Source organism: Catellatospora bangladeshensis (genome assembly GCF_016862575.1).
Lineage (GTDB): Bacteria > Actinomycetota > Actinomycetes > Mycobacteriales > Micromonosporaceae > Catellatospora > Catellatospora bangladeshensis.
The window spans coordinates 13,254-40,025 of the sequence record NZ_BONF01000007.1; the positions used below are offsets into that span (position 1 = coordinate 13,254).

Here is a 26,772-nt window from a genome sequence, read left to right on the forward strand (position 1 = left end):
CGGCTTCGGCCGGCGGCCCCGATCCCGCGACGCCTGGCTGAGCGGCCCGCCCGGCTCGGCGGTCTCCCGGCTCACGGTCTCCGGGGTCGGGCCGGGTCAGATGGTGGGGCGCGCCCGGCGAAGATCGCCGTTTCGTGTCGGAACCCTGCGCCAGACCGCAGATCTTGACACGAAACGCCGATCAAGGCCGGGGAACCCGCACCCCGCGACCGCGCCGAGGTTAAGAAGGGCACCTTCCTCTACGCATAGCGTTAAGAAGGTGCCCTTCCTTTGCTTACTGGTTGACGGTGGACATGCCGGAGGGGGCGTAGCGTTCGCCGGCCACGGCGCCGGGTGGGATCGCGTCGGTGAGGCGGCGGAGCTGGGCGTCGGAGAGGTGGAGGTCGGCGGCGGCCATGTTCTCCTCCAGGTAGGCGACGCGTTTGGTGCCGGGGATGGGGAGCACGTCGTCGCCGCGGGAGAGCAGCCAGGCGAGCGCGGCCTGCGCGGGGGTCGCGCCCACCTCGTCGGCGACCTTGCGGACCTCGTCGACCAGGGCCGTGTTGTGGGCGAAGTTCTCCTCGGCGAAGCGCGGCACGGTGCGGCGGAAATCGTCGTCGGCCAGGTCCGCCGGTGAGGTGATCTTCCCGGTGAGCCAGCCCCGTCCGACCGGGGAGTACGCCACCAGCCCGACCCCCAGCTCGCGGCAGGTGGCCAGCATCTCGTCCTCGACGAACCGGGTGAACAGGGAGTACTCCATCTGCACCGCGGTGATCGGGTGCACGGCGTGCGCGGCGCGCAGCGTGGCGGGGCTCACCTCGGACAGGCCGGTCCAGCGGACCTTGCCCTGCTTGACGAAGTCGGCCAGCGCGCCGACGGTCTCCTCGATGGGCACGTCGGGGCTGCGCCGGTGCATGTAATACAGGTCGATGTGGTCGGTGCGCAGGCGGCGCAGCGAGTCCTCCAGCGCCTGGCGCGCCCACCCGGCCGAGGAGTCGACCCAGCGGCGCAGCACGTCGCCCTGCGCGTCCACCTCGCCGCGGTTGGCGAACTTGGTGGCCAGCACGTACTCGTCGCGGCGGTCGCCGATGACGCGCCCGATCAGTTCCTCGTTGTGTCCGAAGCCATACATGTCGGCGGTGTCGAAGTGGGTGACCCCGAGGTCGAGCGCGCGCCGCAGCGTCGCGGCCGAGCCTTCGTCGTCGCGCTGCCCGTAGGCGAAGCTCATCCCCATGCAGCCCAGGCCGATGGCGCTGACCTGTGGCCCGTCCCGGCCGATGCGTCGAGTAGCGGTCATGTGCTCCATCCTCGTCCGGTGGGGCCGTCACCGCGCGGCAGTTCGCGGTCCGGGCTGACGTCTCGGCGACACCGTGCTGTCGCGGGCTACCGCTACGATGCGGCTTTCCCCTCCGACCCCGGGAGTTCTGCTCATGTCCTATCCACCCCCCGCGCCCGACTACCCGCCGCCGTATCCCGCCCAGCCCCAGTACGCGCCGGCGCCGGCGCCGAAGAAGTCGCGCACGGGCATGTGGATCGCGATCATCGTCGGCGTTCTCGTCGTCTGCTGCGGTGGCGGCGGCATCGCGGCATACGTCGTCTACGACAAGGCGCAGGACACCGCGTCGCAGCTCGAGGACGACCTGAACAACATCATCGCCTCGGCGTCCGCTCAGGCGAACCCGCCGGCCGCGAAGATCACCGTGGTGGCGCCGGCCACGCTCGCCGGGCGTAAGCCGGTGACCGACGCCGAGCTGAAGACGCTGGCGGAGACGATGAAGAGCGGCTTCCAGGCCGCCGTCCCGGCCGCGTCCAACGCGGTGGCGGGCTTCTACGGCGACGCCGCCAAGAAGGACCTGGTGATGATCTTCGCCGCGTCCGCGCGCATGGGCGACCCGGAGAAGGAGCTCGACGACGCGTTCAAGGGCATGGCCACCTCCGGCCTGACCGCGACCGGCATCGCCGAGGTCCCGGCGGGCCCGCTGGGCGGCACCGCCAAGTGCGGCAGCGCCACGGCCGAGGGCGTGCCGATGGCGATCTGCGCCTGGGCCGACAGCGGCAGCCTCGGCATGGTGGTCTGGTACTTCAAGACCGTCGGCGAGGTCAAGGCCGAGCTGATCGAGGTGCGCGGCCAGATCGAGCAGAAGAGCTGACGCTCTGCAGGTGAGCGGGGGTGTGGCGGGCGCGCCGCACCCCCGCTACGCGTTCTGCCACAGTCCGATCGTGTTGCCCTCGGTGTCGGCGATGTACGCGGTGAACCCCATCGTGCCGACGGCCGCGCGTTCCTGGACCACCCGGCCGCCGCAGGCGACGACCTTCGCCAGGGCCGTGTCGATGTCCTCGACCTCGATCGTGATGACCGGACCGGTCACCGGGTCCTGGCGGGCGGTCATGCCGCCGTTGATCGCGCCGGGTTCGGCGGCCTGCCCCCGGTCGTCGGTCGCGACCGTGCGGACCCAGATGTAGTCCAGCTCGGGCATGTCGTCGAGCTGCCATCCGAAGGTGTCGGTGTAGAACGTGCGGGCGCGCTCGACGTCGTCGGCGGGCAGCTCGAAATGCACCACTTTTCCGGTCATGGCACCAGGTTAGGCAGCCGCCCGGGGCTCGGCTGGACTTTCGGCGTACGGGCCCAGCGGCTAGGTTGGTCCGGTGCGGACGAGGCTGCTGGCGCTGATGGCGGGGGGAACGCTGCTCGCGGGCTGCGCCGGGCCCGGCGCGGCCGCGCACGAGCAGGAGCCGCCGCCGGTGACCACCCCCAGCCCGCCCGCGCTCAGCGGGGCCTGCCTGCTGCTGGACTTCCCGCGCATCGAGGAGCACCTCGGCGCGAAGCTGAGCATCTCCGGCGCGGCCGTGCACGAGAAGACCAACACCTGCGTGGCCCGCCCGACCGACGCCGACCTGCCCGAGCTGAGCATCTCGGTGACGCCGAGCAAGGCCGACGTGGCCGTGTTCAAGGACGCGATGCTGCCCGACGGGGCCAAGGCGGTCACCGGCCTGGGCCGCGTCGCCTACCAGCAGACACGGCCCGCGGCGAAGGGCCGCGGGCCGTACGTGGAGGTGGGCTGGCTGGCGGGCAACGCCCGGCTGCTGGTGCTGAAGGTGACGCTGCCGGTCGGCGGCGACGCCGGTGCCCTCGCGCCCGAGGCCGTCGCGCTCGCCAAGGAGATCGACCGCGCCGGCGTCTGACCCCTTATCGGCTGGAGACGAAGACGCGCGAGGCGACCTCGCGCGGCAGGCGGATGGGCTCGCCGCCGTGGTCGATGGAGACCCCGTCACGCTCCTGGGCCACCGTGACGGTCGCGCCCGGGTCGACCCCGGCCGCGTGCAGCTGGCGCAGCACCTCGGAGTCGGTCTGCACGCTCTCGCAGATCCGCCGGACCACGACCTGGCCGGTCAGGCCGGGGAAGGCCAGGTTGCGCTCGGCGTCGCCGATGCCGTCGGTGTCCCGCGGCTTGGTGTCCAGCGCGTCCAGGCCCGGGATCGGGTTGCCGTACGGGGAGCGGGTGGGCCGGTTGAGCAGGTCGTAGACCCGCTTCTCGACGGCGTCGCTCATCACGTGCTCCCAGCGGCAGGCCTCCTCGTGGGCCTCCTCGTACGGCATGCCGATGACGTTGACGAGCAGCAGCTCGGCGAGGCGGTGCTTGCGCATGACGGCGACCGCGTGCGCCCGGCCGGCCTCGGACAGCTGCAGATGACGGTCGGTCTCCACGACGGTCAGCAGGCCGTCGCGCTCCATGCGGGCCACGGTCTGGCTGACGGTGGGGCCGCTCTGGTGCAGGCGCTCGGCGATGCGGGCGCGCAGCGGGGGCACACCCTCCTCCTCGAGCTCGAGGATGGTGCGAAGGTACATCTCAGTGGTGTCAATGAGGTCGGACATGAACGGGTCCTCTCCAAGTCGCTGGCTGCGATTCTATTGCGTGTCACCGCAGCGACACCCGTCGGTGCAGATCGCTTGATCATGCTGCGCCCGAGCCGCTCATGGCGGTCCGGGCAGGCTGTGCTCGTGGAGCGGCCGGAACGGGTGGTATGCCACCTCCCAGGCAGGTCCGTCCGGATCGGCGGAACAGCCCGCATAGCCGCGCCACGCCACCTTCTGGGCGGGTTTCAGCAGTGTCGCACCAGCCGCCACGGCAGTCGAGAGCGCCTCCGCCCTCCTCGCCCGTGCAGAGTCTGGCAGCCGGGTGGGACAGTGGGCGCGGACACGCTGTCGCGCATGGTGTTGACTTGCGGTTGTGCGTACACCACTGATCTCCGTTGCGGAGCTGGGGGACCGGCTCCGCTCGGGGCAGCCGACGACCGTGCTGGACGTGCGGTGGCGGCTGTCCGGACCGCCCGGCCGGGACGACTACGAGGCGGGTCACCTGCCCGGGGCGGTCTTCGTCGACCTCGACCGGGACCTGTGCGGGCCGCCCGGGGCGGGCGGGCGCCACCCGCTGCCGCACCCGGAGGCGCTGGAGGGCGCGCTGCGCGCCGCCGGCGTGCGCGAGGGCCGGCCGGTGGTCGTGTACGACGCGGGGGACGGCATGGCCGCCGCCCGTGCCTGGTGGACGCTGCGCTGGGCCGGTCACGCGGACGCACGCGTGCTGGACGGCGGGTTCGCCGCCTGGACCGCCGCGGACGGCACGGTCACCACGGACCCGGTCAGCGCCGAACGGGGCGACGTCACGGTGCGGCCGGGCGCGATGCCGGTGCTCGACGCGGCCGGGGCCGCCGCACTGGCCGAGCAGGGCGCGCTGCTGGACGCGCGGGTCGCGCCGCGCTTCCGGGGCGAGACCGAGCCGGTCGACCCGGTGGCCGGGCACATCCCCGGCGCCCGCAACCTGCCCTACGGCGAGCTGGTCAACGCGGACGGCACGCTGCGCGCCGACCTGCCGGAGGTCTTCGCGGACCTGGCCGGTGAGCCGGTCGGGGCGTACTGCGGCTCCGGGGTGACCGCCGCGCACACGGTGCTGGCGCTGCACGCCGCGGGCCGCACCGACGCGCAGCTGTATGTCGGCTCGTGGAGCCACTGGATCACCGACCCCGCCCGGCCGGTGGGCCGCGCATGACCGCCACGGTGGTCTGGAGCGACCGGCTGCTCGGCTACGACCTGGGCGACCACCCGCTGGACCCGGTCCGCGTCGAGCTGACCATGCGGCTGGCCCGCGAGCTGGGCGTGCTGGACCGGCCCGCGGTCGAGCTGGTCGCGCCGGAGCCCGCGACCGAGGACGAGCTGCTGCGCGTGCACCGGCGGGACTACCTGGAGGCGGTGCGCGCCGCCCCCGACGACCCCTTCTTCCGGGGGTACGGCCTCAACACCCCGGACAACCCGGTCTTCGACCACATGCACGAGGCGTCCGCGCTGATCTGCGGCGCGAGCCTGGCCGCCGCGCGGGCGGTGTGGTCGGGCCGGGCCCGGCGCGCGGCCAACATCTCGGGCGGCCTGCACCACGCCATGCCCGCCCGCGCGGCCGGGTTCTGCGTGTACGACGACCCGGCGGTGGCCATCGCGGACCTGCTCGCCCAGGGCGCGGAGCGCATCGCGTACCTCGACATCGACGTGCACCACGGCGACGGGGTGCAGGAGATCTTCTACGACGACCCGCGCGTGCTCACGGTGAGCCTGCACGAGGGCCCGATGACGCTGTTCCCCGGCACCGGCTTCGCCGAGGAGACCGGCGGCCCCGGCGCCGAGGGCAGCGCGGTGAACGTGCCGCTGCCGCCCGGCACCGGCGACGCCGGCTGGCTGCGCGCCTTCCACGCGGTGGTCCCGGCGGTGGTGCGGGCGTTCCGGCCGCAGCTGATCGTGCTGCAGGCCGGGGCCGACTCGCACCGGCTCGACCCGCTGGCCAACCTGCGGCTGACCGTGGACGGGCAGCGGGCGGCGCAGCTCGCCGTGCGGGACCTGGCCGACGAGCTGTGCGAGGGCCGCCTGGTGGCCACCGGCGGCGGCGGGTACGCCCTGGTCGAGGTGGTGCCCCGGACCTGGACCCACCTGCTCGCCATGGTCACCGGCGAGCCGCTGGACCCGTCGACGCCGCTGCCCGCGTCGTGGCGCGAGTACGCCGCCAAGCGGCTGCCCGGCCGGGACGTTCCGGTCAGCCTGACCGACGGCGGGGACGTCACGTTCACGCCGTGGCAGCCGGGCGGGGAGCACGCGCTGGACCGCGCCGTCATGGCGGCCCGCAAGGCGGTGTTCCCGCTGCACGGGCTCGACCCGCACGACCCCCGGGACTGACGCCGTGCGCGGCGCGGACGTGCTGCTGGCCGACGGCGCCACGGTGCACCTGCGGCAGATCACGCCGGAGGACGGCGAGGCGGTGGTGGCGATGCACTCGCGGTTCAGCGAGCGCACCCGCTACCTGCGCTACTTCTCGCCGTACCCGCGCATTCCGGCCCGGGACCTGCACCGCTTCGTCAACGTCGACCACGTGGACCGGGAGGCGTTCGTGGTCGCCGCGGGGGAGCGGCTGGTCGCCGTCGGGCGGTACGAGCGGCTGGGCGAGGGCGCGCACGAGGCCGAGGTCGCGTTCGTGGTCGAGGACGCGTACCAGGGCCGGGGCGTGGGCTCGGTGCTGCTGGAGCATCTGGCCGCCGCTGCGGCGGAGGCGGGCATCACCCGCTTCGTCGCCGAGGTGCTGCCGGAGAACGGCGCGATGCTGCGCGTGTTCACCGACGCCGGATACGAGGTCACCCGCCGGTACGCCGACGGCGTGGTGACACTGACCTTCCCCGTCGCACCGACCGAGAAGTCGCGGGCGGTGCAGGCCGAACGCGAGCGCCGCACCGAGTCCCGCTCGGTGGCCCGCCTGCTGCGCCCGGCCTCGGTCGCCGTGTACGGCGCGAGCGCCTCCGGCCGGGGCGTCGGCGCGGCGGTGCTGGCCCACCTGCGTAGCGGCGGCTTCACCGGCCCGATCCATCATGTGCACCCGGAGGGGCCGCTGCGCTCGCTGACCGAGCTGGTCGCGGCCCCGGACATGGCCGTTCCGGATCCTGCGGCAGGCGATGCGGCACGGCCGTCGTCGGCCGGCCCGGTCGATCTCGCGGTCGTGGCCACCCCGCCCGCGGCGCTGCCCGAGGTGCTCGCCGACGCCGCCGCCGCGGGCGTGCACGGTTTGCTGGTGCTGACCGAGCTGGACCCGGCGCAGCGGCAGCGGCTGCTGCGGGCGGTGCGGGCGGCGGGCATGCGGGTGCTCGGGCCGGGCAGCCTCGGCATCGCCGACAACGCCGCGCGCCTCAACGCCACGCTGGTGCCCCGCCTGCCGCTGCCCGGCCGGGTCAGCCTGTTCTGCCACTCGGGCACGCTGGGCCTGCTGCTGCTGGCCGAGGCTGACCGCCGCGCGCTGGGCGTGGCGAGCTTCGTCAGCGCGGGCCGCCGCGCCGACGTCTCCGGCAACGACCTGCTCCAGTTCTGGGCGGGCGACCCGGAGACCGACGTCATCGCGATGTACCTGGAGTCCTTCGGCAACCCGCGCAAGTTCGCCCGGATCGCGCGCGGCGTCGGGCGGCACAAGCCGATCGTCATGCTGGCCGGGCACACCGGCCACGGCGGGTCCAGTCTGGACGACGCCGCGATGCAGGCGCTGCGCGCCCACTCGGGCGTGATCGAGGTGGGCACGGTCGGCGAGCTGTTCGACGTGGCCCAGCTGCTGGCCGCCCAGCCGCTGCCCGCGGGCGACCGGATCGGCGTGGTCAGCAACGCGTTCGCGCTGGCCGCGCTCGCCTCGGCCGAGATCCGCGCGGCCGGGCTGCGGGTGGGCCGGTCCGGTGCGGTCGGCCCGGCCGCCGGGCCGGCGGAGTTCGCCGCGGCCGTGCACGCCGCGCTGCACAGCGACGACACCGACGCGGTGGTCGTGGTGGTCGCGCCGCCGCTGCCCACCGGCCCGCTCAGTGCCGACCAGAGCACGGAGACGGCGCTGATCGGCCCGTACGCCGACGCGCTGGGCGAGGTGGTGCGGGAGTCGGACAAGCCGGTGCTGGCGAGCTTCCTCGCCGGGCGCGGGCCGGCCGGGCTGCCGTCCTACCGCTCCATCGAGGAGGCGGTGCGGGCGCTGGCCCACGTGACGCGCCGCGCGACGTGGCTGCGTACGCCCGCCGGCACGCTGCCGCCCGTGCCCGAGACCGCCGACCCGGCCGCGCCCACGCTGGAGGCGCTGCTCGCCTCGTACGGCGTCGACGTGGTGCCGAGCATCCGGGCACGCGGCGCGGAACGGGTCGCCGCGGCGGCGGCGGGCTACGGCACACCCGTGGCGCTCAAGGTCGCCGACCGCCCGAACCGGATCGACCTGGGCGCGGTGCGCCTCAACGTGAGCGGGCCCGGCGAGGTCCGGCGCGCGTACGCCGACCTGGAGCAGCTGTTCGGCGCCGACGTCGAGGTGCTGGTGCAGCCGATGGTCGCGCCGGGCGTGGCCTGCGTGATCGAGGTGGTGGACGACCCGTCGTTCGGCCCGGTGGTCGGCTTCGGCCTGGCCGGGCCGGTGACCGAGCTGGTCGGCGACCGCGCCTGGCGGGCCGCCCCGCTCACCGGCACCGACGCCGCCGCCCTGGTCCGCGCCCCGAAGGCCGCGCCGCTGCTGGCCGCCGCCGACGCCGACGCGATCGCCGCGCTGCTGGTCCGCCTCGGCCAGCTCGCGGCCGACACCCCCCGCCTGCGCCGCCTCGTCGTCAACCCGGTCCTGGTCCACGCCACCGGCGTCTCGGTCCTGCACGCCCTGGGCGAGCTGACCGCCCCCGCGCCCCGTCCCGACACCGGCCCGCGCCAGCTGAGATAGGCGACACCGGCCCCCGCCGGGTGAGATAGGAAGGGCGCCTTCCACCGGCTCGCGGAGCGAGACGAGCCGCGACCCGGCACGCTGTGCGCAGAGGAAGGCGCCCTTGAGCTGGGCCGGGTCGGCGCTCCCCGTGCAGCGCCGACCCGCCGTTCCCGGCCTACCGCGTCGGCGGTGTCGGTGCGGGGAAAAGCGGCCGGCAAGCCGAATATTCGATCGGGTCGCAGTTGCCGACGCGGTCGGTGTAGGCCGCCGTCCCGAGCAGCGCGCCCGCGGCGTCGTACACCCGCACCAGGACCTCGGAGTCCAGCGGTACGTGTGCCGTGCCCACCCCCTTGACCAACGCTTGCTCGGTGGTCACCCCGGCCCTGACCAGCTCTGCCCGCACCGCACCGGGCGGGGCGATGAGCTGCAGGCGGTCGTCGGGCTCCGGCGCGAAGCCCGCCAGCCGCATCACGAGCACGGTGTGCTCGGGGTCGCCCGCGTACCCGCTGCCTGAGGGGTGTTCGCGGCCCATGCCCGCCGCGCCGAACTCCATGGTCCGGTATGGCCCGCCGCCGTCCGCCGTCACCAGCTGCACGGTGACCACGTGTGCCCGGCCGCCCGGGGCGCCGGGCATGTCGAGCTGGTCGCTCCAGAGGACGCGGATCACCGGGTCGCGGTCCGTCTGGTTCGTCTGCTGGGCAAGATAGCCGGCGAGCTGCGCGGCACGCTCAGGCACCGGCGTGCCCCGGCCGCCGTAGGGCGCCGGGTCGATCGGCAACGGCTGCGTGTCCTCGGCCAGCGGGGCGACCCGCACCTCGGTCAGCACGGTCCCGCCCATGCGCACGCGGATACGGCGCACGGAGTCGATCTGCTCGTCGGCGAAGTAATCGTCCGGCGTGGCCAGGGCGGTCCAGGTGCGCTCGACGCCGGACGAGGAGTAGCGCTCGCTCGCCTGCTCCTCGTAGACCGCCCCGGCCGGGCCGACCAGGACCGCGATCTGGTGCACGAAGGTGTCGTCGCCGCCACCGTAGCCCGCCTCCACGACCGGCAGGTCCAGCGAGCCCGACCCGGTCTGCTCCAGCTCGGCTGCCGGGGTGCCACGCGGCCCCTCGAACTGCGCCTTGAGCGGCCACCCCTGAGTGCCGGCGACCAGAGCGAACCGGCGTACGCCGACGTCACCGGCGAACAACACCTTGATCTGGTCGGCTTCGGTGGGCATGAGCGGCCCACCCGGGCCGCCGCGCTGTCCGCCGACCTCCGCCGCCGCGCGCCGTCGCACGGCCGCAAGGAACGCGGCGTCGGTGGCGAGGCTGCCCCGGGTGGGGGAGTCCAGCAACGGGCGCACGGCCGCCAGCGGTGGCGGGGCGAGCGAGGGGTAGGTGTCCGGCTGAGCGAGCCACACCGCGGGGCCGACCATAAGCAGCACGGCGACCAGCGCGATCGCGGAGCCCCGCCGCCGCTGCCGGCGTCGGCGGCGCAGCAGCACCCGGGCGTGCGGGTCGGGCCGGGCCGTCACCAGCTCGGCGTGCTGGTCCAGGGTGGCGCGAAGTTCGTCGATCATGTCAGTTGCCCCCGTTCGCGGTGCTGAAGACGGATGGATGCGGCACCAGCTCGCGCAGCCGGGTCAGGCCGCGGGAGGCGGTGCTCTTCACGGTGCCCACGCTGACCCCGAGGATCTCGGCGGTCTCCAGCTCGCTGCGGTCCTCCCAGAAACGCAGCACCAGCACCGCCCGGGTGCGCACGGGCAGCCGGCGCAGCGCCGTCCACAGCTCGTCGCGCTGCTCGATCGCGGCGTCGCGCGCGGCGCGTTCCGGCAGCACCGCGGTGACGATCTCGCGGATCGGGCGGCGCCAGTCGTTGGCGAGCTGGTTGACCATGACCCGGCGCAGGTAGGCCTCCGGGTGGTCCATGCGCCGCCACTTCGGCAGCGCCGCGGCCAGCGCGTTCTGCAGCAGGTCCTCCGCGCGGTCGCGGTCGCCGCAGAGCAGGTAAGCGGTGCGTAACAGCGCCGTGTAGCGCTGCTCCACGAACGACCGGAAGTCGTCGTCGGGCATAAGGCCGTACTCCCCTCGTGTGTCCACCTCAGCGAACACGCGACCGGGTCCAAAGGTTGAGCGGCGCTCCCCATAGACACCGCGACGGCCCCGGCAGAAGCCGGGGCCGTCGCGTTCACCTGCGAATACGTCAGGCGGCGTACACCGAGAGGCGCTCGGCGCGCTCGCCGCTGCGCAGCTTCAGCAGCGTCGTCTTCTCGATCTGGCGGATGCGCTCGCGGGACAGGCCGAACTCCTTGCCGACCTCGTCCAGGGTGCGCTGGCGGCCGTCGTCCAGGCCGAAGCGCAGCCGGATCACGGCCTGCTCGCGCTGCGACAGGGTGGCCAGCACGATCTCCACCTCGTCGCGCAGCTGCCCCTGGGCCAGCGCGTCGGCGGCGTCGCCGCGCGGGTCGACCGCGGCGACGAAGTCGCCCAGCGCGCTCTCGCCGTCCTCGCCGACGGCCTGGTCCAGGCTGACCGGCTCGCGGTCGTACGAGATCAGCTCGATCACCTGGTACTCCGGCACGTCCATGGCCTGGGCGATCTGCGCGATGGACGGCTCGCGGCCGAGCGCGGTGGCCAGGTCGCGGCGCACCCGGACCATGCGGTTGACCTGCTCCACCATGTGCACCGGGATGCGGATGGTGCGGGCCTGGTCGGCCATGGCGCGGGTGATCGCCTGCCGGATCCACCAGGTGGCGTACGTGGAGAACTTGTAGCCCTTGGTGTAGTCGAACTTCTCGACGGCGCGGATGAGGCCGAGGTTGCCCTCCTGGATCAGGTCCAGGAACGCCATGCCGCGGCCGGTGTAGCGCTTGGCGATGCTCACCACGAGGCGCAGGTTCGCCTCCAGCAGGTGGTCCTTGGCGGCGCGGCCCTCGCGGACCACGGTCTCCAGGTCGCGGTCGGCGATGCCGTCGCGCTCCATCACGTACTCGGCCATCAGGCCGGCCTCGATCCGGCGCGCCAGCTGGACCTCCTGCTCGGCGGTCAGCAGCTTGGTGCGTCCGATCAGGTTCAGGTACGCGCGCACCAGGTCGGTGGAGACCCCGCGCTCGTCGGTCTCGTCCAGGTCGGCGGTCAGGTCCGCCGCAGTCGGTTCAAGTACGGCCACTGCGTCCATCGTCATCTCGTCGCTCATCGCTGTCCTCCCCGTGAAGCTTGTTAGTGGACAGCTTGGTGTAGGGCGCGTGAGACGGCGGTGAGACGATTTCACGGATCTGCCACCATGGGCTCGAGACAGGGGAGGGCATGTGGTCGTGAAGCGCCTGATGAGGTTGTTCGGAGTCGGGGGACCGTCGGTAAGGACGGAATTGTCGGTGTCACGGGCCAAGCCCGGCGGCACGTTCAAGGGCACCGTCGAGGTGACCGGCGGCGACCACCAGGTGTCCATCGGTTACATCGCGTTGGTGCTGGTCACCGACGCGCGCCCGCAGGGCGGCCTGCCCGGCCAGACGTCCACCGTGGAGATCCACCGGCAGCGGGTCGTCGAGGGCTTCACCCTGGCCGCGCGCGAGCGTCGGATATTCGACATCACCTGCGACGTGCCGATGGAGACGCCGCTCACCCGCGCCTTCGGGCAGCCGCTGGCCGGCATGAACGTCGGCCTGCGCACCGAGCTGGAGGTCGCCCGCGAGGTGGACCGCACCGACCTCGACCCCGTCCAGGTCGACCCGACCCCCGCCCAGCAGCACATCCTCGACACGCTGACGAAGCTCGGCTTCCAGTTCGTGAAGGCCGACGTGGAGCGGGGCCGGCTGCGCGGCCTGCCCCAGACGCTGCCGTTCTACCAGGAGATCGAGTTCCTGCCCGGCACCGCGTACGCCGCCCACCTGCACAACCTGCAGGTCACCTTCGTCGGCACCGACCGCAAGCTGCACGTCGTCATGGAACTGGACCGCAAGGTCGGCCCCCTCGCCGACCGCGACATCTTCGGCCGCTTCACCGTCGACCCCGCCACCCTCGCCGACACCGACTGGCGCGGCCTCCTCAAGGACTGGCTCACCCAATCCACCACCCGCAAGGGCCCCCTCTTCTAACCCCCGGGCCACCCTCCCCCCGGCGGCCGCCCCCTCCCGCGTTGATCATGAACTTATGGGCGGGTTCGACGGCGTGTCGCTTCCCTAACTTCATGATCGACGAACCGAGTGCCCGGCCGGCACCCGGCGCGGGTGGGGCAGGGCCGGTGGGGGTTAGAGGTCGAGGATGACGGTGTTGGGGCCGACGTTGACGGATTCGACCAGCATGAGGGTGCGGAAGCGGCCGGTCTCGACGGTGGCGCCGCGGGCGCGCAGGGCGGCGACGAAGGCGTTGAACATGGGTTCGGCGACCTCGGCGGGGGCGGCCGCCTGCCAGGTGGGGCGGCGGCCCTTGCGGGCGTCGCCGTAGAGGGTGAACTGGCTGACCACCAGCAGCGGGGCGCCCACGTCGGAGGCGCTGCGCTCGCCGTCGAGCAGGCGCAGCTCGTACACCTTGCGGGCCATCGTCTCCACGGTGGCGACGGTGTCGGTGTGCGTCACCCCCAGCAGCACCAGCAGCCCGTCCTTGATCTCCCCGACGATCTCCCCGTCCACCGTCACGCTGGCCCGGCTCACCGTCTGCACCACTGCACGCATCGCTCTAGCCTGCCCTGCCAGTGTCGATCACGGTGACAGGGTGGCGACACGCCGCCGAACACGCCCCTAAGTTCATGATCAACCCATCACTGCGGCAGGAGGAGGCCGCGTTCGACGAGGTGGTCGAGGACGGGGAGGAGGGCCTGGGTGAGGGCCTCGGTGGGGGCGTCGTGGGCGGCGGCGAGGAGGGCGAGCTGGTCGGCGAGGGTGAGGTGGCCGTTGGCGCCGCTGACCAGGGCCAGGATGAGGGGGTCGATCTCCTCGACCCAGCGCAGGCCCTCGGGCATGGCGAGGAACTGGCGGTCGACGAGCCAGCCGTCGTCGCCCATGGTGGCCTCCTGGCGCAGCTGGAGGCCGTCGGCGCGGCGGTAGCGGGCGGCGAGTAGCTGGGACTCGTCGCGGGAGTCGAGCCAGTCGCGGCGGGTGAACCACTCGGCGACGCGGTCGCCCAGCGGCGCCTGCACCTGCTGGCGCAGGTCCTCGCAGACCACCGACGGGTCGTCCTTGCCGCTGTTACGTGCCGTGACCAGGCCGAAGCCGATGGCGGTGATGTCGTGCGCGGCGAACCAGTCCAGCCAGTCCGCGGCCCGCTGCGCGTCGTGCTTCTCGCTCGCGTCGGCCAGCCAGAGGCGTACGTAGTCCAGCGGGTCGCTGACCTCGCGCTGGATGGCCCATACGTCCATGCCGGTGCCCGCGAACCAGCCGGCCACCCGGTCCTCCCAGTCCTCGCCGCGCACGTGCACCCAGTTGGCGAGGAACTGCAGGGTGCCGCCGGGGGCGAGCAGCTTCGGCGAGGCCGCCGCGAGCTCGGCGCAGACGCCGTCCCCGGCTCGGCCGGAGTCCCGGTAGACGTGCGTGGCCAGGCCGGGCCCGACCACGAACGGCGGGTTGCTGACGACCAGGTCGAACTGGCGTCCCTCGACCGGGGCGAGCATGTCACCCTGCAGCAGTTCCCAGCTCAGGCCGTTGAGTGCGGCGGTGGTGGCGGCGAAGCGCAGGGCGCGCGGGGACAGGTCGGTGGCGGTGACGTGGCGGGCATGCGTACTCAGGTGCAGGGCCTGCACGCCGCAGCCGGTGCCCAGGTCGAGGGCGCTGCCGACGGGGCGGCGCACGGTCGCCGCGGCGAGCGTGGTGGAGGCGCCGCCGACGCCGAGCACGTGGTCGGCGGGCAGCTGCCGGCCGGGCTGGGCGGGCAGGTCGGACAGCACCCACCAGTCGCCGTACGGCTCCAGGTCGACGCCCGCGGCCAGCCCGCCGTCGGCGAGCGTGACGAGGCCCGCGGCGCGCGCGGCGGGCAGCGGCAGCGGGTGCAGCGCGGCGGCGACGGCCTCCTCGGGCTCGGTCTGCCCGCAGATGAACAGGCGGATCAGCGTGTCCAGCGGGTCGCCCGAGCCGGTGCCGCGCAGCGCGGCGCGGAAGTCGTGCCGCCCGGCGTCGGCGGACGCCTGCGGCCCGAGCCGCGCGGCTATCCCCTCGGCGGTGAAACCCGCGCCGGTCAGGGCGGTGCGAAGGCGGTCGATGTCGGCGGTCTCCAGCAGCGTCTGCACCCCATCATGGTGCACTAACCTCCAGCGCATGGCGCAGGCATGGGAGTACTGGCACACCGTCTGGATCACGACGGCGGCGCTGGTGCCCCTGACCCTGCTCGCCACCGGGGCGCTGATCGCGGGCCGGGTGCGTTCCGGCGTGCCGCGAGGGCGGGCCTGGCGGTGGTCGCTGGCGGAGGCGGCGATGGTGCTGGGCACGGTGCCGTGGGTGTGGATGATCCTGACGCCGGTGCGGGTCCCCGAAGGCACCGTGCTGGTGTACCTGGTGCCGCTGAGCGACCTGCGGGTCCAGCTCGCCGAGCCGCTGCCGTGGGTGGTGGTGCAGGTGGGCGGCAACCTGGCGGTGTTCTTCGCGCTGGGCGCGGGCGCCGCGGTGCGCTTCGCGGCGCTGGCCTCGCCGCTGCGGCTGCTCATGCTGGGCGCGGGCTGCTCGCTGGCGGTGGAGCTGATCCAGTTCGGGTTCATCGGCGGGCGGGTGTTCAGCGTGGACGACGTGCTCGTCAACGCGGTCGGCTGCCTGCTCGGCGGCCTGCTCACCCACCGCTGGTGGGCCCGCCGGGCGACCCCCGTCCTCGCGGCCCGGCCCCACCCTTGACCACGCCCAAGATCGTCCGACTTGCCTGGCAAGCGGGCGTATGCGCGCACAAGATACGCCCGTCTGCCGGGCAAGTCGGACGATCTTGCAGGGCCGCGCCGCGGCAGGGCGTTAGAGGTCCAGGTGGATGCGTAGGGCGGCGTCGAGTTTGGCGAGGGTGTCGGGGCGCAGGCTGCCGAGCCGTTGGCGGAGGCGGTTGTAGTCGACGGATCTGACCTGTTCCGCCTGGGCCTTCGAAGCGCGGGCCAGCCCGCCCTCACCGGCCGGGATCAGCACCTGGAACGGGTAGATCCGTTCGGTGTTGGACGTCACCGGGACGAGGGTGACGACGCCGCGGCCGGTCCGTTCCGCGGTGCGGTTGGCCACGGTGCTGCCCACGAGCACGGCCGGCCGGACCTTGTTGGACTCGGCTCCCTGAGCGGGGTCGAGGTTCACCAGGTAGACGTCACCGCGCTGCATCCGCCAGCCCGTCACCCGCGGTGGTGCTCCACAGCCTGCCGTCCTCGCCGGCGTCCCACTCGTCGTAGGCCGCCGCGTAGGCGTCCTCGAGCTCGCTGGCGCGCAGCAGGTCGATGGCCCGCTGAAGGACCGCGGACCGGGAGGCGCTGCCGCGCCGATCGGCGTAGTCATCGATGAACTCGATGTCTTCCTCCGGCAGGCTGACGCTCAGTTTCATAAGGCCGATGCTACCCGGCAGTGCCCGCGGTTGCTACTCCGAGTGCTACCTGCGGTACGACCGACGTGGTGCCGGTCATCCCTCCTGGCGTGGGCGAGGGCGCGGGCGCCGGGGGCTCTGGCAGGCTGTACGGCATGACCAAGCTCTGGCTCGCGCAGGAGCCCGCCGCCGACGAGATGCTGCGGCACGACCCGCTCGCGCTGATCACCGCGATGCTGCTCGACCAGCAGATCCCGCTGGAGAAGGCGTTCGTCGGCCCGTACCGGCTCGCCGAGCGGATGGGCGTCGAGCGGCTGAACGCCACCGCCATCGCCGACTACGAGCCGGAGGCGTTCGCGCAGCTGTTCTCGACCCCGCCCGCGATCCACCGGTTCCCCGGCTCGATGGCCGAGCGCACGCAGAAGCTGGCGCGCGCCATCGCCGACGACTACGACGGCGACGCGGCGACGATCTGGACCGGCGCCGCCGACGGCAAGGACCTGTTCAAGCGGCTGTCGGCGCTGCCCGGCTTCGGCAAGATGAAGGCGCAGATCTTCATCGCGCTGCTCGGCAAGCAGTTCGGCGTGCAGCCCGCGGGCTGGCGTGAGGTCGCCGGGGCGTACGGCGAGGAGGGCTCGCTGCGCTCGGTCGCCGACATCCGCGACGCGGCGAGCCTGGCCAAGGTGCGCGAGTTCAAGAAGCAGATGAAGGCCGACGCGAAGGCCGCGAAGGCCTGACGGTCAGCCCAGCGTGATCAGCATCAGCTCGTCGGCGCGGTGGAACCCGGCCCGCTCGTAGAACGGGACCGACCGCGCCGACGGGCTGAGCACCACCCGCACCAGCCCTTCTTCCTTCGCGTACGCGAGCAGCGCGGTCACCAGGGCCGCGCCCGTTCCGGCGTCGCGGTGCTCGGGGAGCACGTACGCGTTGCCGAGGTAGCCCCAGCGGCTGCGCGGCTGCCCCGGGCGCGGCATGCGCTCGAAGAGCGCGAGATTGACCATGCCGACCGGCTGCCCGGCGCGCTCGGCCAGCCAGCAGACCCGCCGGTCACCCTCCCGCTCCAGCCAGTCCTCGAACGCGGCCGCGAAGTCCGGGTCGAACGCGGCGTCCCCGGTCTGCTCGTCCGTCCAGGCCCGCCGCAGCCCGCCCAGCGCGGCCCGGTCCGCCGCCCCCGCCTGCCGCACCACCAGCACACCCTCGCCCATGACCCCTCCCGCCTCAGTCGACCAGCCTCCCGCGACACGTGCCCCGGCCCAGCCTGACCGCCACGCGGATGATCGCGGGTTCGTGTCGGAAGGTGGGGCTGGGCCCTGGATTCCGACACGAACCCGCGATCTTGCCAATCGGGCCTCAGACCCGGTCGAGCGCTGGGGCGGCTTCCACCGGGACGGTGGCGGGGGCGGCCGGGCGCGGTGCCCGCATGCCGAGCGCCGCCAGGGCGCCGAGCAGGCAGATCGCGGCGGTGCCGAGGAAGATCTCCCGGTACTCCGCGCGCAGGGCCGCGTCCAGCGCGACCTGGTATGCCGCCAGCGCCCGCCCGTACTCCTCCTCGGTCATGCCGAACGGCAGGGGCGTCGGCAGGTCCTTCGTGAACTCCTGGAACCGGTGCAGGCCCCAGGCGGTCAGCGCGGCGACGCCGAGCAGCATGCCCATCATCCGGGCCACCACCACCGAGGCCGACGCGACGCCGTGCTGCACCGCGGGCACCACCCGCAGCACCAGCGCGGACAGCGGCGCGATGGTCAGCCCGAGCCCGAGCCCGGCGAGCACCAGGTCGGTGTCCAGCCGGGGCAGGCTGACCGGCCCGAGCGAGTACCGGGCGGCGAGCAGGTCCGCGGGCCAGCCCGCGATCAGCAGGTACGCCCCCGCGGAGCCGGCCAGGCCGAGGACGGTCAGCGGCCGCTCGCCGATCCGGCGCAGCAGCAGCCCGCCCAGCACCGCGCCGACCGGCAGCGCGATCAGGAACCGGGTCAGCAGCAGGGTGCTGTCCATGGTGTCCAGCCGCAGCAGGGTGTGCCCGACCAGCTCGACGTCGACCAGGGTGACCATGAGCGCGGCCCCGGCGCAGGCGCTGGCGCCCAGCACGGCCAGGAACGGTCCCATGGCGACCCCGGCCGGGTCCAGCAGCTTCGTCCGGGCCCGCCGTTCCCACACCACGAACGCGACCAGCATCAGCGCGGCCGCCCCGAGCGTGGCCGGACCCCAGCTCGGCAGCACCGCGTGCGCCGGGTCCGGGTTGTAGAGACCCACCACGCACAGCCCGAGCACGACCGCGAGCAGCAGCCCGCCGACGACGTCCACGCGCTGGGCGGCGGATCCGCCACTCGTCCGAGCCGCCCCCGCGCCGACCGCGCCCGCTGAGGTCCCGGTTGCGCCCGGCGCGGCGGTGGCCGACACGCCGGAGCGGGCCGGGACCAGGAACCAGACCGCGATCGCGGCGAGGGCCGCGAGCGGGATGTTGATCCAGAAGATGCCGCGCCAGCCGATCCAGGCGGCCACGGCCGCGCCGAACAGCGGCCCGAGCACCGCGCCCAGCTCCTGTGCCGCGCCGACCCAGCCGAGCGCGGTGGGCCGGGACCGGGGCGGGAACAGGTCGGCGATCAGCGCCATGGTGACGGGTAGCAGCGCCCCGCCGGCCATGCCCTGCATCGCCCGCCCGGCGACCAGCGGCACCAGCTCGGTCGCGGTCGCGGTGACCACCGAGCCGGCCGCGAAGACGGCCAGCGAGAGCACGATGACGATGCGGCGGCCGTACCGGTCGGACAGGCTGCCGAGCAGCGGCATCGCCGCCAGGTAACCGAGCAGGTAGCCGGTGACCAGCGGGGTGGCCCGCTCCAGGTGGTTGATCGGGATGCCGAGGTCGCCGACGATGTCGATCAGGACCGAGACGACGACGTACGCGTCCAGCGCGCCGAGCAGCACGGCGAGCCCGCCCACGCCGACGGCGAGGCGGTGCCGCGGCCCGGCGGCCGGGGCGCTCGGATCAGGGTGCACTGATGGTCACCGGCTCGTTGTACTTGCTGAACGTGACGGCGACGACGCCGGCCGGGTCGCTGCCCTTGGCCGGGACGGTGAACTCGCCCTTGACGAGCTGCTTGGTGGACGCGTCGAGCCACAGGAAGCCGGTGACGCCCGCGCCGACGCCGGGCACCAGGGCGGCCAGCGCGACGGCGTCGGGCTCGACCTCGATCTTGTACGTCTCGCGGCCGTCCACCGTCTCCTTGGCCTTGGTGGTCGCGGACTTGATGGTGGTGAGCAGCTTGGCCACGCCGCGGTTCGGGTCGAGGATGGCCGAGGGGTCGTAGAGCTGGGCCGCCGCGGTGAGCGGGAACTGCTGGTAGCCGCCGGTGGCGCCCTGCAGGTAGGCCTTGTCGCCGACGATGACGAAGTTCGCCTCGACGGCCGTGCCGAGCGTCTCGATGGTGGCGGTGCCCTTGGCGGAGCCCTCCTGCGTGAGGTCGCCCTCGGCGCGCTTGAGCGGCACCCCGCTGATCTTGCCGGTCACGTCGATGACGAAGTGCGCGGACTTGACCGCGGTCATGGCCGCGGCGCCCTCGGTGAGCAGGGTCTGCGCGGCGGGCAGGTCAGCGGGCGTGGTCGGGTCGTCCGCTGTGGAGGTGCACCCGGTGAGGGTGAGGGCCAGGGCGGCGAGCGCGGCGAGCGCATGCGAGGTGCGGAACATACGGCGCATGGTAGTGCCGCCGGGCACGTTCGGCCTCCGACGCCTGCCCGAGCCTGGTTACCTGCAGGTACAGAGACCTGGCCCTGCGCCGGTACCGAAGGCCCTGATCGGGTCCCGCAGCGGCCTCCGCCGTTCGGTCCAGAGCGGATCGGACGAACCTTCTGAAATCCGGAGCAAGCGTCGAGACGGTCGGTAGCATCACGAAGGGTGAGCTAACGATTCCACTTAGTAATCGTTATTGGGGTCGCCCTCCTCCTTCCAGGCGGAGTGTGAGCGCCGCGCTCACCCAGGTCGGAGCCTCCCGGCTCCACCGTGTCCGCTTGAGGAGAACCAATGACGATGCTCAGCGAGCCTGACGCATTGACCGGGCCGTCCGTCCACTGCGATCTGCCCGGGCCCCGTTCCGCCGAGCTGCTCGCGCGTCAGCAGCACCGCGAGTCGAACGCGCGTACCTACCCCCGCAACCTCCCCATCGCCATCGCCGAGGGCGCCGGCTCCTTCGTCCGCGACGTCGACGGCAACGTCTTCATCGACTTCCTTACCGGCGCGGGCGTGCTCTCGCTCGGCCACAACCATCCTGAGCTGGTACGCGCCGTGACGCAGCAGCTCGGCACACTCACTCACGCGCTGGACTTCCCGACCCCCGCCAAGGATGCGTTCACCGAGGCGCAGCTGTCCATGCTGGCCCCTGACCTGCGCGAACGCATGCGCGTGCACTTCTGCGGCCCCACCGGCGCCAACGCCGTGGAGGCGGCGATCAAGCTGTGCAAGACCGCCACGGGCCGGGGCGACATCATCTCGTTCCAGGGCGGCTACCACGGCTGCAGCCACGCCGCGATGGCCGCCTCCGGGCTGGTCTCGCAGAAGCGCCCGATCGCCAACGGGGTGCCCGGCGTGCACTTCTTCCCGTACTCGTACTGCGCCCGCTGCCCGCTGGGCCTGCGCCCGGACACCTGCGAGACCAACTGCGCGGGGCTGCTGGAGAAGTCCCTGCTCGACCCCAACGGCGGGGTCGCGCGGCCGGCCGCGGTGATCCTGGAGCTGGTGCAGGGCGAGGGCGGGGTCATCCCGGCCGCGCGCGACTTCGTCCGCCGGGTGCGGGCGCTGACCCGTTCGCTGGACATCCCGCTGATCGTGGACGAGGTGCAGACCGGCTGCGGCCGCACCGGCACCTGGTTCGCGTTCGAGCACTACGACATCGAGCCGGACGTGATCGTGGCGTCGAAGGCGCTGTCGGGTATCGGCACGCCGGTCGCGCTGATCATGTACGACCAGCGCCTCGACTCCTGGCAGCCCGGCGCGCACACCGGCACCTTCCGGGGCAACCAGCTCGCCTTCGCCGCGGGGGTGGAGGCGGTCCGGATCCTGCACCGGGACCAGGTGCTGGCCAACGTACGCGAGCGCGGGCAGCAGGTGGAGCAGCGCTTCGCGATCCTGCGCGGCCACCCGGCGGTGCACGAGGTGCGCGGGCTGGGCCTGATGTGGGGCGTCGAACTGGCCGACCCGGGCGACGGCCGCTCGGCGGGCCAGCTTGCCCGGCAGGTGCAGGCCCGGGCCCTGCGCCGCGGCCTGATCGTCGAGCTGGGCGGCCGGGACGACTGCGTCATCCGGATCCTGCCGCCGCTCAACGTCACCGCCGAGGTGATCGACACCGCGTGCGGCATCGTGCTCGACGCGATCGAGGAGTCGTACGCGACCCCCGCCGGCGGCGCGGACCTGACGCCCGCCGCCGCGGGAGGCGACGGCATGGGTTGATGCCGGGGCGCCGGTCCGGCGCCTGAGGGACACGGTTCGTTCCAGCGCACCGCCGCAGCGGGCGGTGCGCGGGGACGGCCGTGTCCCGCCCCAGCCGTCCTGTTCGTCCGCGCGGAGGGAGAAGCCCATGAGCACACGCGTACTCGATGTCGATGATCTTCCTGAGTTTCCTGACGTCGAGCCCGGCGGGTCCGGGTTGGTGCTCACCTGCCCGGGGCACGGGCACGAGCCGCGCTGGCAGCCCGGCGAGCGGCTGTCCCAGCTCTTCGAGCAGCAGTGCGACCGGCTGCGCCGCTACGACCGGGCCGAGCAGCTCGCGGTGGACACCGGCGAGGAGGCGCTCACCTACGACGAGCTGGACGCGCGGGCCAACCAGCTCGCCCGGCACCTGATCCGCCACGGCGCCCGCCCCGGCGACCGGATCGCGCTGCTGTTCGACCAGGCCGTGCAGTCGTACGTGGGCATGCTCGCCATCGGGAAGATCCACGCGGCGTACGTGCCGCTGGACACCGGCTTCCCCGCCGACCGCCTGGCCTACATCGTGGCCGACTCCGGCTCGCGGCTGGTGCTGTCGCTGTCGCACCTGCGCGACCACCTGGCCGAGGTCACCGGCGCCGAGGTGCTCTGCGTCGACGAGGCCGGGGCCGAGCTGGCCGCCACGCCCGAGCAGCGGCTGGCCGCCGAGGAGCGGGGCGAGCCGGCCGACGAGCTGGCGTACATCATCTACACGTCGGGCTCGACCGGCCGGCCCAAGGGCGTCGCCGTCGAGCACGCCGCCATCTGCAACTTCGTCCGCGTCGCCGCGGAGCTCTACGGCGTACGCCCGGGTGACCGGATGTACCAGGGCCTGACCATCGCCTTCGACTTCTCGATCGAGGAGATCTGGGTGTCGTGGATGGTCGGCGCGACGCTGGTGCCCAAACCCGGCGGGGCCAGCCTGCTCGGCCGGGACCTGTGGGAGTTCCTCACCGCGCGGGAGATCACCGCGATGTGCTGCGTGCCCACGCTGCTCGCCACGCTGGACGAGGACCTGCCCGACCTGCGCTTCCTGCTGGTGTCCGGCGAGGCGTGCCCGCAGGATCTGGTCACCCGCTGGCACCGGCCCGGCCGCCGCTTCCTCAACGTGTACGGGCCCACCGAGGCGACCGTCACCGCGACCTGGACGCCGGTGCACCCGGACAAGCCGGTGACGCTGGGGCTGCCGCTGCCGACGTACGCCACGGTCATCCTCGACCCCGACGAGTCCCGCGCCCTGCCCCCGGGCGAGGTGGGCGAGATCGGCATCGCCGGCATCGGCCTGGCGGTGGGCTACGTGAACCGCGACGACCTCACCGAACGCGCCTTCATCCCCGACTTCCTGGACATCCCCAACAACCCGTCCGGGCGCATCTACCGCACCGGCGACCTGGGCCGGGTCAACGAGACCGGCGAGATCGAGTACCTCGGCCGCATCGACACCCAGGTCAAGATCCGGGGCTACCGCATCGAGCTGACCGAGATCGAGTCGGTGCTGCTCCAGGTGCCGGGCGTGGCCCAGGCCGTGGTCGACGTGCACCGGCCCGAACCCGGCGTGACCGAGCTGGTCGGCTACTACAGCCTGCGCAAGGACACCGTGGCGCTGGACCGCCCGCAGATCTACGCGTGGCTGCGCGACCGGCTGCCCGGCTACATGATCCCGACCTACCTGGAGCAGCTCGACGTCATCCCGATGCTGCCCAGCGACAAGGCCGACCGCAAGAGCCTGCCCCCGCCGACCAACCGGCGCACCGCGGCGCAGGCCGACGCGGCCGAGCCGGCCACCCCGGTCGAGCAGGGGTACGCCGAGGTGCTGGCCGAGATCGTGCGGGTGGACCGGGTCGGCGTGGAGAGCCACTTCTTCGAGGAGGTGGGGGCGGACTCGCTGCTCATGGCCCGCTTCTGCGCCCGCGTCCGGCAGCGCCCCGACCTGCCCTCGGTCTCGATGCGCGACGTGTACGTGTACCCGACCGTGCGGGCGCTGGCGGCCGCGGTCGCCCCGGTCGCCGCGTCGTCGGCGGAAGCGCCGCCGCGCAGCGCGCCGGTCCGGGCCCGCCCGGCCCGCCGGGCGAGTTCCCTGCAGTACGCGGCCTGCGGCCTGTTCCAGCTCCTGCTGGGGCTCGGCTCCGCGGTGATGGGTGGCTACCTGCTCATCTTCGCGTTCCGCTTCATGGCCGCCGCCGACGGCTACCTGGAGCTGTACCTGCGCTCGGCGGCGTTCAGCACCGTCGGCTTCGTGATCCTGGCCGTCTACCCGATCGCCATGAAGTGGCTGCTCATCGGGCGCTGGAAGGAGCAGGAGATACCCCTGTGGGGCCTGACCTACCTGCGCTTCTGGTACGTGCGCATGTGCATGGGCGCCAGCCGGCTGCTGATGTTCTACGGCACCCCGCTGTACCCGTGGTACCTGCGCCTGCTCGGCGCGAAGATCGGCCGCAACGTGGTGATCCTGTCGCCGGTCATGCCGATCTGCACCGACCTGCTGACCATCGGCGACAACACCGTCATCCGCAAGGACTGCTACTTCCTGGGCTACCGCGCCCAGGCCGGCTACATCCAGACCGGCCGGATCACCATCGGCAGCGACGTGATCGTCGGCGAGCACACCGCGCTGGACATCAACTCCGCCATCGGCGACGGCGCGCGGCTCGGGCACTCCTCGACGCTGCCGCCCGGCTACGCGGTTCCGCCCGGCGAGAGCTGGCAGGGCATGCCGCCCCAGCCCGGCCACCCCGGCCTGCCGCCGGTCCCGGCCCGCAGCTGCGGCTGGCTGCGCAAGACCGTCTACTCCGGGGTGAAGATCGCCAACCAGGTGCTCACCCGCGGCCCGCTGGTGTTCGGCGGGCTGGTCGCCCTGGTCACCCAGGTGCCGATGCTGAAGGGCCTGGTCGACGGCAAGCCGTTCTCCCTGAGCAGCATGATCTACCTGGACCTGGTGCTGGTCTCGGCGGTGCTGTTCGTGACCGCGCTGCTGCTCGGCCTGGCCTCCATCGTGGTCATCCCGCGCGTGCTCAACCTGCTGTGGAAGCCGGACACCGTCTACCCGCTCTACAGCTTCCGCTACTGGCTCGCCTCGACGATCTCCGGGATGACCAACTCCGCGCTGTTCATGCGCCTGTTCGGCGACAGCTCGTACGTGGTGAACTACCTGCGCTGGATCGGGGTCGACCTGCAGCAGGTGGTGCAGACCGGATCGAACTTCGGCCTGGAGTTCCGGTTCGACACGCCGTTCCTGTGCACCGTCGGCACCGGCACGATGGTGTCCGACGGCCTGACCATGATCAACGCCGACTACTCGCACACGTCGTTCAAGATGTCGCGGGTCATCGTCGGCGCCCGCTCGTTCGTCGGCAACGACGTCTCGTTCCCGGCGGGCCACGCCGTCGGGCAGAACGTGCTCTACGGCACCAAGGCGGCGGTGCCCACCGACGGCCCGGTCCGCCACGACACCGGCCTGCTCGGCGCGCCGTCGTTCCCGATCGCGCGGGTCGTCGCGAGAGAGGCCGGCTGCGAGGCGCCCACCGGCGACGCGCTGCGCCGGGCACTGGCCCTGAAGAACCGGTACAACCTGCGCTCGATGGCCTGGTTCCTGTTCGTGGGCTGGGTGTCCGGCGCGGTCGGGCTGGTGGTGCTCGCCGCCGCGCTGGACAACTACTCCGAGTGGGGCGTGCTGGTCCTCCCCGCCGCGATGGTGGTCATGCTGGTGTTCCAGCTGTGCTGGAGCGTGCTGGTGGAGCGGACGGTCGGCAGGTTCCAGCGGCTGCGCCCGCGGCGCTGCTCCATCTACGACCCGTACTACTGGTGGCACGAGCGGCTGTGGAAGCTGGAGGCGCCGGTCCCGTTCGCCGGCACCCCGTTCCGCCCGATGATCTGGCGGCTGCTGGGCGTGCGGATGGGCAAGCGGGTGTACGACGACGGCGTGTACATGTCCGAGCGGACCATGATGACCATCGGCGACGACTGCACCCTCAACGCCCGGGTGGTGATCCAGTGCCACTCGCAGGAGGACGGCATGTTCCGGTCCGAGCCGACCGTGATCGGCTCCGGTGCGACCCTCGGCGTGCGCTCGTTCGTGCACTACGGCGTCACCGTCGGCGAGAACGCGGTGCTCGGCGCGCACTCCTTCCTGATGAAGGGCGAGCAGATCCCCGACGGGGAGGACTGGACCGGCAACCCGGCCCGCGCGGTGTGCGAGCCCGTGCCCGTGTCGGCGCGGCGGACCCGGCCCGTGCCGACCCCGTCCGGTCCCCGCCCCGGCTCGCGCGCCGCGGCCCGTGCCCTGCTCACCGAGCTGCGGGCGACGCCCTCGCCGCGCCGCCGCCGGCCCGCCGGGGTCGCCGTGTCGCTCTTCTCGCTGGCCGAGTGCCGGCGCCGGGAGGCCGAGCTGGCCCAGTTCCTCAGCGGCGACGAGCGGGCCGAGGCCGACGGCCTGCGCTCCACCGAACGGCGCAGCTCCTTCGTCATCTCCCGGGCGCTGGTCCGCATGATCCTGTCGATCGAGTGGCACGGCGAGGTCGCGCCGCGCAACTGGACGCTGCGCTACGGCGGCCAGGGCAAGCTGACCGTGTGCGGGCCGATCGCCGGGCTCGACCTGAGCGTCTCGCACACCGACTCGGTCATCGCGGTCGCGGTGTCCGACGCGTACGACATCGGGGTGAACCTGGAGCCCGCGGCCCGTGACGACGCCGCCGTGCTGCCCTGGGCGGCGCTGTCCGCCTCCGAGCACGCCCGCCTGGCCGGCAGCGACGACCAGGGCGAGCAGCTGCTGCGGCTGTGGACGCTGAAGGAGGCGTTCGCCCGGTGCGCGGGCGAGGTCAGCTTCGAGCAGCTCGACGCGCGGCTCGACCCGCTGCAGGTGATCGGCGGCGGCGCGCCCGGCCGCCAGCGCTTCTGGTTCCACCAGGAGCAGTGGGGCGAGGAGGTCGAGCAGCACTGGGTGACCGTGGCCGTGCGGCGGCGGCCCGCCAGCCGGCGCGGACGCCGGTCCACCGGCCGCCAGTCCCGCCCCGCTGTGAGCAAGTCGGTGGGCCGCCCGGCCCGCCCGGCCGACCGCTCCCACGCCGTACACATGCAGATCCTGGCCAACGGCCGGGTCACCGCCCGCGACGTGACCGCACCCGACACCCGCGGCTGAGCACGGCGGGCGGCGCGCCGTGACGGGGCG

Annotated in this window: 23 protein-coding genes; 10 read left to right on the forward strand and 13 right to left on the reverse strand. The window is 73.3% G+C overall.

Annotated elements, in window-relative coordinates:
* Positions 1 to 274: 274 nt before the first annotated feature.
* Positions 275 to 1,276, reverse strand: a complete 1,002-nt coding sequence (locus tag Cba03nite_RS04780) for an aldo/keto reductase (protein ID WP_239125472.1) — start codon at positions 1,274 to 1,276, stop codon at positions 275 to 277.
* 133 nt (positions 1,277 to 1,409) lie between these two features.
* On the opposite strand from Cba03nite_RS04780, the gene Cba03nite_RS04785 reads away from it, so the two are divergent.
* Positions 1,410 to 2,129, forward strand: coding sequence for a hypothetical protein (locus tag Cba03nite_RS04785; protein ID WP_203742299.1), 720 nt, complete (start codon positions 1,410 to 1,412; stop codon positions 2,127 to 2,129).
* Positions 2,130 to 2,174: 45 nt separating this feature from the next.
* On the opposite strand, the gene Cba03nite_RS04790 is transcribed toward Cba03nite_RS04785, so the two are convergent.
* Positions 2,175 to 2,552, reverse strand: a complete 378-nt coding sequence (locus Cba03nite_RS04790; RefSeq protein ID WP_203742301.1) for a VOC family protein — start codon at positions 2,550 to 2,552, stop codon at positions 2,175 to 2,177.
* Positions 2,553 to 2,625: 73 nt separating this feature from the next.
* On the opposite strand from Cba03nite_RS04790, the gene Cba03nite_RS04795 reads away from it, so the two are divergent.
* Positions 2,626 to 3,162 (forward strand): hypothetical protein, encoded by a 537-nt coding sequence (locus Cba03nite_RS04795; RefSeq protein WP_203742303.1) that lies wholly within the window; start codon positions 2,626 to 2,628, stop codon positions 3,160 to 3,162.
* A gap of 4 nt (positions 3,163 to 3,166) precedes the next feature.
* On the opposite strand, the gene Cba03nite_RS04800 is transcribed toward Cba03nite_RS04795, so the two are convergent.
* Positions 3,167 to 3,853: an iron-dependent transcriptional repressor DtxR gene (locus Cba03nite_RS04800; protein WP_203742305.1), complete on the reverse strand. Its 687-nt coding sequence runs from the start codon at positions 3,851 to 3,853 to the stop codon at positions 3,167 to 3,169.
* 355 nt (positions 3,854 to 4,208) lie between these two features.
* On the opposite strand from Cba03nite_RS04800, the gene Cba03nite_RS04805 reads away from it, so the two are divergent.
* Genes Cba03nite_RS04805 through Cba03nite_RS04815 form a run of 3 tightly spaced genes read left to right on the forward strand, consistent with a single transcriptional unit; the run spans position 4,209 to position 8,726 of the window.
* Positions 4,209 to 5,024 carry a sulfurtransferase gene (locus tag Cba03nite_RS04805; RefSeq protein WP_203742307.1) on the forward strand — a complete coding sequence of 272 codons (816 nt, stop codon included), beginning with the start codon at positions 4,209 to 4,211 and terminating at the stop codon, positions 5,022 to 5,024.
* Positions 5,021 to 6,193, forward strand: a complete 1,173-nt coding sequence (locus tag Cba03nite_RS04810; RefSeq protein WP_203742309.1) for an acetoin utilization protein AcuC — start codon at positions 5,021 to 5,023, stop codon at positions 6,191 to 6,193. The genes Cba03nite_RS04805 and Cba03nite_RS04810 overlap by 4 nt, the downstream gene beginning before the upstream one ends.
* Positions 6,194 to 6,197: 4 nt before the next feature.
* Entirely contained in the window at positions 6,198 to 8,726 is a 2,529-nt protein-coding gene (locus Cba03nite_RS04815; RefSeq protein WP_239125473.1) for a GNAT family N-acetyltransferase, read from the forward strand.
* Positions 8,727 to 8,883: 157 nt separating this feature from the next.
* Here Cba03nite_RS04815 and Cba03nite_RS04820 read toward each other — a convergent pair whose 3' ends face one another.
* From Cba03nite_RS04820 to sigB, 3 genes are all read right to left on the reverse strand, one after another.
* Entirely contained in the window at positions 8,884 to 10,269 is a 1,386-nt protein-coding gene (locus tag Cba03nite_RS04820) for a hypothetical protein (protein WP_203742311.1), read from the reverse strand.
* A gap of 1 nt (position 10,270) precedes the next feature.
* Complete coding sequence (locus tag Cba03nite_RS04825; RefSeq protein WP_203742313.1) at positions 10,271 to 10,762, reverse strand: SigE family RNA polymerase sigma factor; 492 nt, start codon at positions 10,760 to 10,762, stop codon at positions 10,271 to 10,273.
* Between the two features lie 130 nt (positions 10,763 to 10,892).
* Complete coding sequence (gene sigB / locus Cba03nite_RS04830) at positions 10,893 to 11,867, reverse strand: RNA polymerase sigma factor SigB (protein ID WP_373315728.1); 975 nt, start codon at positions 11,865 to 11,867, stop codon at positions 10,893 to 10,895.
* Positions 11,868 to 12,015: 148 nt separating this feature from the next.
* Here sigB and Cba03nite_RS04835 point away from each other — a divergent pair, with 148 nt between their 5' ends.
* Positions 12,016 to 12,783 (forward strand): sporulation protein, encoded by a 768-nt coding sequence (locus Cba03nite_RS04835; protein WP_275411538.1) that lies wholly within the window; start codon positions 12,016 to 12,018, stop codon positions 12,781 to 12,783.
* A 153-nt stretch (positions 12,784 to 12,936) separates the two neighbouring features.
* On the opposite strand, the gene dtd is transcribed toward Cba03nite_RS04835, so the two are convergent.
* Positions 12,937 to 13,359: a D-aminoacyl-tRNA deacylase gene (gene dtd, locus Cba03nite_RS04840; RefSeq protein ID WP_203742319.1), complete on the reverse strand. Its 423-nt coding sequence runs from the start codon at positions 13,357 to 13,359 to the stop codon at positions 12,937 to 12,939.
* 86 nt (positions 13,360 to 13,445) lie between these two features.
* Positions 13,446 to 14,936 carry a DUF7782 domain-containing protein gene (locus Cba03nite_RS04845; protein WP_203742321.1) on the reverse strand — a complete coding sequence of 497 codons (1,491 nt, stop codon included), beginning with the start codon at positions 14,934 to 14,936 and terminating at the stop codon, positions 13,446 to 13,448.
* On the opposite strand from Cba03nite_RS04845, the gene Cba03nite_RS04850 reads away from it, so the two are divergent.
* Positions 14,935 to 15,501, forward strand: a complete 567-nt coding sequence (locus Cba03nite_RS04850) for a VanZ family protein (RefSeq protein ID WP_203742323.1) — start codon at positions 14,935 to 14,937, stop codon at positions 15,499 to 15,501. The two genes, Cba03nite_RS04845 and Cba03nite_RS04850, sit on opposite strands and share 2 nt — an antisense overlap.
* A 111-nt stretch (positions 15,502 to 15,612) precedes the next feature.
* Here the strand turns inward: Cba03nite_RS04850 and Cba03nite_RS04855 are convergent, their stop codons facing one another.
* Both Cba03nite_RS04855 and Cba03nite_RS04860 read right to left on the reverse strand, forming a co-directional pair.
* Complete coding sequence (locus Cba03nite_RS04855) at positions 15,613 to 15,975, reverse strand: type II toxin-antitoxin system PemK/MazF family toxin (protein ID WP_239125476.1); 363 nt, start codon at positions 15,973 to 15,975, stop codon at positions 15,613 to 15,615.
* Positions 15,947 to 16,177 (reverse strand): ribbon-helix-helix domain-containing protein, encoded by a 231-nt coding sequence (locus tag Cba03nite_RS04860; protein ID WP_203742325.1) that lies wholly within the window; start codon positions 16,175 to 16,177, stop codon positions 15,947 to 15,949. The genes Cba03nite_RS04855 and Cba03nite_RS04860 overlap by 29 nt, the downstream gene beginning before the upstream one ends.
* Positions 16,178 to 16,311: 134 nt before the next feature.
* Here Cba03nite_RS04860 and Cba03nite_RS04865 point away from each other — a divergent pair, with 134 nt between their 5' ends.
* Positions 16,312 to 16,893 (forward strand): HhH-GPD-type base excision DNA repair protein, encoded by a 582-nt coding sequence (locus Cba03nite_RS04865; RefSeq protein ID WP_203742327.1) that lies wholly within the window; start codon positions 16,312 to 16,314, stop codon positions 16,891 to 16,893.
* A gap of 3 nt (positions 16,894 to 16,896) precedes the next feature.
* Here the strand turns inward: Cba03nite_RS04865 and Cba03nite_RS04870 are convergent, their stop codons facing one another.
* The 3 genes from Cba03nite_RS04870 to Cba03nite_RS04880 form a co-directional block, all read right to left on the reverse strand.
* The gene (locus tag Cba03nite_RS04870; RefSeq protein WP_203742329.1) at positions 16,897 to 17,361 is read right to left on the reverse strand and encodes a GNAT family N-acetyltransferase; all 465 of its coding nucleotides are present in this window, start codon (positions 17,359 to 17,361) and stop codon (positions 16,897 to 16,899) included.
* 145 nt (positions 17,362 to 17,506) lie between these two features.
* On the reverse strand, positions 17,507 to 19,150 hold the full coding sequence (locus tag Cba03nite_RS04875) for an MFS transporter (protein WP_203742331.1): 1,644 nt from the start codon (positions 19,148 to 19,150) through the stop codon (positions 17,507 to 17,509).
* Positions 19,140 to 19,838 carry an LppX_LprAFG lipoprotein gene (locus tag Cba03nite_RS04880; RefSeq protein ID WP_203742339.1) on the reverse strand — a complete coding sequence of 233 codons (699 nt, stop codon included), beginning with the start codon at positions 19,836 to 19,838 and terminating at the stop codon, positions 19,140 to 19,142. Before Cba03nite_RS04880 ends, Cba03nite_RS04875 begins: the two co-directional genes overlap by 11 nt.
* Positions 19,839 to 20,171: 333 nt before the next feature.
* On the opposite strand from Cba03nite_RS04880, the gene Cba03nite_RS04885 reads away from it, so the two are divergent.
* Both Cba03nite_RS04885 and Cba03nite_RS04890 read left to right on the forward strand, forming a co-directional pair.
* Positions 20,172 to 21,593 carry an aspartate aminotransferase family protein gene (locus Cba03nite_RS04885; RefSeq protein WP_203742341.1) on the forward strand — a complete coding sequence of 474 codons (1,422 nt, stop codon included), beginning with the start codon at positions 20,172 to 20,174 and terminating at the stop codon, positions 21,591 to 21,593.
* Between the two features lie 127 nt (positions 21,594 to 21,720).
* Positions 21,721 to 26,742 (forward strand): Pls/PosA family non-ribosomal peptide synthetase, encoded by a 5,022-nt coding sequence (locus Cba03nite_RS04890; protein ID WP_203742343.1) that lies wholly within the window; start codon positions 21,721 to 21,723, stop codon positions 26,740 to 26,742.
* Positions 26,743 to 26,772: the final 30 nt, after the last annotated feature.

What these genes read in the sequence shown, in the direction of transcription:
- Cba03nite_RS04780 (WP_239125472.1), bottom strand. Translation starts at nt 1,276, where the DNA reads ATGACCGCTACTCGACGCATCGGCCGGGACGGGCCACAGGTCAGCGCC.
- Cba03nite_RS04785 (WP_203742299.1), top strand. Translation starts at nt 1,410, where the DNA reads ATGTCCTATCCACCCCCCGCGCCCGACTACCCGCCGCCGTATCCCGCC.
- Cba03nite_RS04790 (WP_203742301.1), bottom strand. Translation starts at nt 2,552, where the DNA reads ATGACCGGAAAAGTGGTGCATTTCGAGCTGCCCGCCGACGACGTCGAG.
- Cba03nite_RS04800 (WP_203742305.1), bottom strand. Translation starts at nt 3,853, where the DNA reads ATGTCCGACCTCATTGACACCACTGAGATGTACCTTCGCACCATCCTC.
- Cba03nite_RS04810 (WP_203742309.1), top strand. Translation starts at nt 5,021, where the DNA reads ATGACCGCCACGGTGGTCTGGAGCGACCGGCTGCTCGGCTACGACCTG.
- Cba03nite_RS04820 (WP_203742311.1), bottom strand. Translation starts at nt 10,269, where the DNA reads ATGATCGACGAACTTCGCGCCACCCTGGACCAGCACGCCGAGCTGGTG.
- Cba03nite_RS04825 (WP_203742313.1), bottom strand. Translation starts at nt 10,762, where the DNA reads ATGCCCGACGACGACTTCCGGTCGTTCGTGGAGCAGCGCTACACGGCG.
- sigB (WP_373315728.1), bottom strand. Translation starts at nt 11,867, where the DNA reads ATGGACGCAGTGGCCGTACTTGAACCGACTGCGGCGGACCTGACCGCC.
- Cba03nite_RS04835 (WP_275411538.1), top strand. Translation starts at nt 12,016, where the DNA reads ATGAGGTTGTTCGGAGTCGGGGGACCGTCGGTAAGGACGGAATTGTCG.
- dtd (WP_203742319.1), bottom strand. Translation starts at nt 13,359, where the DNA reads ATGCGTGCAGTGGTGCAGACGGTGAGCCGGGCCAGCGTGACGGTGGAC.
- Cba03nite_RS04850 (WP_203742323.1), top strand. Translation starts at nt 14,935, where the DNA reads ATGGCGCAGGCATGGGAGTACTGGCACACCGTCTGGATCACGACGGCG.
- Cba03nite_RS04845 (WP_203742321.1), bottom strand. Translation starts at nt 14,936, where the DNA reads ATGCGCTGGAGGTTAGTGCACCATGATGGGGTGCAGACGCTGCTGGAG.
- Cba03nite_RS04860 (WP_203742325.1), bottom strand. Translation starts at nt 16,177, where the DNA reads ATGAAACTGAGCGTCAGCCTGCCGGAGGAAGACATCGAGTTCATCGAT.
- Cba03nite_RS04865 (WP_203742327.1), top strand. Translation starts at nt 16,312, where the DNA reads ATGACCAAGCTCTGGCTCGCGCAGGAGCCCGCCGCCGACGAGATGCTG.
- Cba03nite_RS04870 (WP_203742329.1), bottom strand. Translation starts at nt 17,361, where the DNA reads ATGGGCGAGGGTGTGCTGGTGGTGCGGCAGGCGGGGGCGGCGGACCGG.
- Cba03nite_RS04880 (WP_203742339.1), bottom strand. Translation starts at nt 19,838, where the DNA reads ATGTTCCGCACCTCGCATGCGCTCGCCGCGCTCGCCGCCCTGGCCCTC.
- Cba03nite_RS04885 (WP_203742341.1), top strand. Translation starts at nt 20,172, where the DNA reads ATGACGATGCTCAGCGAGCCTGACGCATTGACCGGGCCGTCCGTCCAC.
- Cba03nite_RS04890 (WP_203742343.1), top strand. Translation starts at nt 21,721, where the DNA reads ATGAGCACACGCGTACTCGATGTCGATGATCTTCCTGAGTTTCCTGAC.